This window comes from Citrobacter sp., from assembly GCF_050252275.1.
In the GTDB taxonomy this organism is placed as follows: domain Bacteria; phylum Pseudomonadota; class Gammaproteobacteria; order Enterobacterales; family Enterobacteriaceae; genus Citrobacter_A; species Citrobacter_A amalonaticus.
On sequence record NZ_JBFWLF010000366.1, the window covers coordinates 1 to 3892 of the forward strand.

General features: G+C 56.7%; 4 protein-coding genes. All 4 read right to left on the minus strand.

Annotated elements, in window-relative coordinates; all coding sequences use genetic code 11:
- Positions 1–240: 240 nt before the first annotated feature.
- Genes entH through entE form a run of 4 tightly spaced genes read right to left on the minus strand, consistent with a single transcriptional unit; the run spans position 241 to position 3890 of the window.
- The gene (gene entH / locus AB7E14_RS21590; protein WP_043001455.1) at positions 241–654 is read right to left on the minus strand and encodes a proofreading thioesterase EntH; all 414 of its coding nucleotides are present in this window, start codon (positions 652–654) and stop codon (positions 241–243) included.
- 2 nt (positions 655–656) lie between these two features.
- Positions 657–1412 (minus strand): 2,3-dihydro-2,3-dihydroxybenzoate dehydrogenase EntA, encoded by a 756-nt coding sequence (gene entA, locus AB7E14_RS21595; RefSeq protein ID WP_044256624.1) that lies wholly within the window; start codon positions 1410–1412, stop codon positions 657–659.
- On the minus strand, positions 1412–2269 hold the full coding sequence (locus AB7E14_RS21600) for an isochorismatase (RefSeq protein ID WP_058587777.1): 858 nt from the start codon (positions 2267–2269) through the stop codon (positions 1412–1414). Before AB7E14_RS21600 ends, entA begins: the two co-directional genes overlap by 1 nt.
- 13 nt (positions 2270–2282) lie before the next feature.
- Positions 2283–3890 (minus strand): (2,3-dihydroxybenzoyl)adenylate synthase EntE, encoded by a 1608-nt coding sequence (gene entE, locus AB7E14_RS21605; RefSeq protein WP_316962006.1) that lies wholly within the window; start codon positions 3888–3890, stop codon positions 2283–2285.
- Between the last annotated feature and the right edge of the window lie 2 nt (positions 3891–3892).

Consider the following 3892-nt stretch of genomic DNA (forward strand, 5'->3'; position numbering starts at 1 on the left):
ATGCACCCATTACCGAGAGCACTGTCCAGATGAGGTATTTCCCTGATTTATTCATGGTTGTTATCCGTTTGCGTGTTCCAGAGAAGAGAGATGTTACATTTTGTTTCTATAACATCTTTTCTGGTTTTAACAACCTGACAACCCAATAAACCTGAAGTATCACCGACTATTTACATTGCATTGTTAACTGGATCACTCCATTCACCCGTTAACGCTGCAATCACATAACATTAAGCGTGCTCAGCCCAACACTGCGGTTCCCAGTCGGCAAGTACAGCAACGCCGCCCTTGCTCATCAAACACCACGATTTCCCAGCTCTGGCTTTGACGCCCCAGATGCAGCGGCTGGCAGACACCGCGCACCTTACCCTGCGAAACCGCCCGGTGATGAGTGGCATTCAGTTCTGTCCCAACCACGCATTGCCCGTCGCGGGTCATCAGATAACCCGCCATTGAACCTAACGTTTCGGCCAGCGCCGCTGAGGCTCCGCCGTGCAGTAAACCAAAGGGCTGGTGTGTGCGGGTATCCACCGGCATTTCGGCTTCCAGCACGTCGTCACCAAGTCGGGTATAGATAATGCCCAGATGCGCCACCATCGTGTTCTGACTGGTGGCGTTCAGTTCATCAAGCGTGAAATGACGTTTCCAGATCATCGTTACGCTCCCAGCGTGGAGCCGCCGTCCACCACGATGTCCTGCAGCGTAATATGGCTGGCCAGATCGGAGGCAAGGAACAGAATGGTGTTAGCGATCTCCTGCGGTCGGGCAATTTTGCCTAAGGGAATACCGAGCTTAAACTGCTCACCAAAGCCGCGAATGCGCTGCTGTTCCGCATCATCACTGACCCACAGCGTGCGCTGCATGTCAGTATCCGTTGATCCTGGCGACACCAGATTACAGCGCACTCCGCTGCCCGCCAGTTCCAGCCCGACGGTCAGCGCCAGACTTTTCAGCGCCGCCTTCGACGCCCCATAGGCGCTCATGCCTATACGTGGCGTATGCGCGGCGTCTGAAGCCACGGTCACTATCGCCCCACCCCGCTGATGGCGAAACTGCGCCATCGTCTGCTGGAACAGATTAAAAGCACCACCAACGTTAACTGCAAACGTCTGCTGCCAGTCGTGCGGACTCAGCGCGTCGGTCGCGCCCATGCGTAAAATTCCGGCAGCATTCACCAGCACGTCCAGCCGGTCGGTTTGCACCAACAGGCGCTGACAAACCTCAGCTACCTGTCCGGCATCCGCCACATCCATCACTTCGGTAACAAACGGGTAATCCTGCAAAGTGAACTCACGATCAAAGCCCGTGACCTGTGCTCCAGCCTCAACAAACGCCAGCGCCGTGGCATAACCAATGCCTTTACCTGCGCCGGTGACCCACACCGTTTTGCCGTGAAAATCGAATCCAGCCATCAGCGCACCTCGCGAGAGAGTAGCGCCCACCAGGCATCAATGGTCGGGTTTTTCGCCAGCATCACGAAGTCGATATCACCATGCACTTTCCGCCAGCGTGCTGCCAGCGCCATCATCCGTACCGAGTCGAGACCGTAATCGATCAGGTTCTCGTCATCCATCGGTTCATCGGACTCATCGAGCAGCGGTAAAATCAGCGCGCGCAGTTCATCTTTGCTGGTTGGTACCGGCGCGGGCAACAACTCCTGAGTCATTACGACGCGACCTGAACGTCCCGCAACATACTTCAGCGACATCAGGTGCTCTTCACGGCTAAAGTCGGCCAGCGCGTCCGCTACCATGAACGGCTTGATATCGCGCATAAAAGCATCCGTCGCGGTGGTCATGCAACCAATGTGCGCATATACCCCGGTGATAATCAGCTGATCGCGACCGGTTTCTTTCAGCATCAGTTCCAGCGGAGAACGGTGAAACGCGCTGTAACGCCATTTCACCAGTACATTATCGGCTTCATCCGGCGCCAACGCGGCAACCACTTTTTGCTGCTCTGGTGAGCGTGTCAGTCCCGGCCCCCACATGTCGTTAAGCAGGGCACGATCTTCATCGCTCTGCTCCTTCGGCTGTGCGGTGTAATAAACCGGAATATTATGGGCTTTACAGTAGTTGCGCAGCGCGGCGATATTGGCGATCACCTGTTCCATCATCGGACAGTTTTCACCCCAGAAGCTGACGAAGTAGTCCTGCATATCGTGGATCAGCAGCGCTGCACGGTCCGGCTCGAACGTCCAGTTGACCTTATTGACCGGAATATCGAGCGCGGTCGGCAGCGCGTAAGCCTGCAGTTTAGGAATTGCCATTGCGTGTTCTCCTTCAGGCCGAACGTGTTGCCAGCCACTGACGTAATTGTTTTTTATCGACTTTACCCACCGGGGTCAGAGGCAGCGCCTCAACGGTTTCCACCCGGTCCGGTAACTTGAATTCAGCGACGCCCTGCTCGCGCAGAAAGCGGCGCACCTGTACCGCGCGCAGCGGTTCTTTCACCACCAGATACGCGCAGCTTTTCTCCCCCAGCAGCTCGTCTTCCATACTGACCAGCGCCGCATGAATCACCGCCTGATGACGCAGTAACAGGTTTTCGATCTCTTCCGCGGCGATCTTCTCGCCGCCACGGTTAATCTGATCTTTCTCTCGTCCCTGAACGGTGATGTAGCCATCCTCGTCGATGGCGATCAGATCGCCTGAGCAGTAAAAGCCGTTGGCGTCAAATGCGCTGGCGTTATGCTGCGGGCTTTTGTAATAACCGCGGAAGGTATAGGGACCACGCGTCATTAGCCGTCCCGTTTCCCCTTGTGGCAGCGGGTTGCCGTCAGCATCTGCCACCCACACTTCATCATCCGGACACATCGGACGCCCCTGGGTATTGATTACCCGCTCCGGGCTGTCGTCGAGACGGGTATAGTTCACTAAACCTTCCGCCATGCCGAAAACCTGCTGCAACTGGCAGCCGATTTCGGCTGGGATCCGCGCCGCCAGGGATGCGGAGAGGCACGCACCGCCAACCTGTAACAGCTTCAGCGAAGCCAGTTGCGCATTGCTGCCCCATTCATTAATCGCCTGTAACCACAGGCTGACCGCTGGCGGCACCAGCGCCGTCGCGTTGATCTGATGTTTTTCAATCAGCGGGAAGCACAGCGTGGCGCTCGGGTCCGCGGCCAGTACGACCGTTCCCCCCGCCAGAAATACGCCCAGCGATCCGGGTGAACTCATGGCGTAGTTATGCGCAGCAGGGATGGCGCATAAAAAACGCGTATCGGCGGTGAAGTGACAGATTTCATTACTACGACGCACGCTGTAGTAATAGTCGTTGTGGGTTCGCGGGATCAGCTTCGGCGTCCCGGTCGTGCCGCCAGAGAGCTGGAAGTACGCCACCTCATCCGCAGGCGATGGCGTAGCGGTAAACGCGTCTGCCGGCTGGTTTATCGCCGCTTGCAGGCAGTGCTCGCCGCTGTCATTGAGCAGATGCACCACGCGAATAGAATTATGCTGAGCAATAAACGTATTCAGAAAATCATTGTCGGCAAACAGCGCGTGCTGACGATCGGCAATCAGCAGCGCGGGCTCGATTTGCTCCGCATACGCAGTAATCTCAGTACGCTGATGGCTGAACAGCGCAAGCACGGGCGCGACGCCAAGCTTCAGCAGCGCAAAGAACGTGATATACAACTCCGCCACGTTGCCCAGTTGTACCAGCGCGGTTTCGCCGGATTTGATCCCCTGACGGCGCAGCGTACAGGCGAGGTTATCCACCGCCTGGTTCAGTTCACGATAGCTCAACTGGCGCTCACCCTCGATGACCGCCGTATGGTCGCTTTCTGCATGGCGGGTCAAAATATCCGTCAGCGGCAGATCCTGCCAGTAGCCCTTTTCGCGGTACCGACGGGCAAATTCGTCAGGCCACCGGGTGAAAGGAATGCTCATCA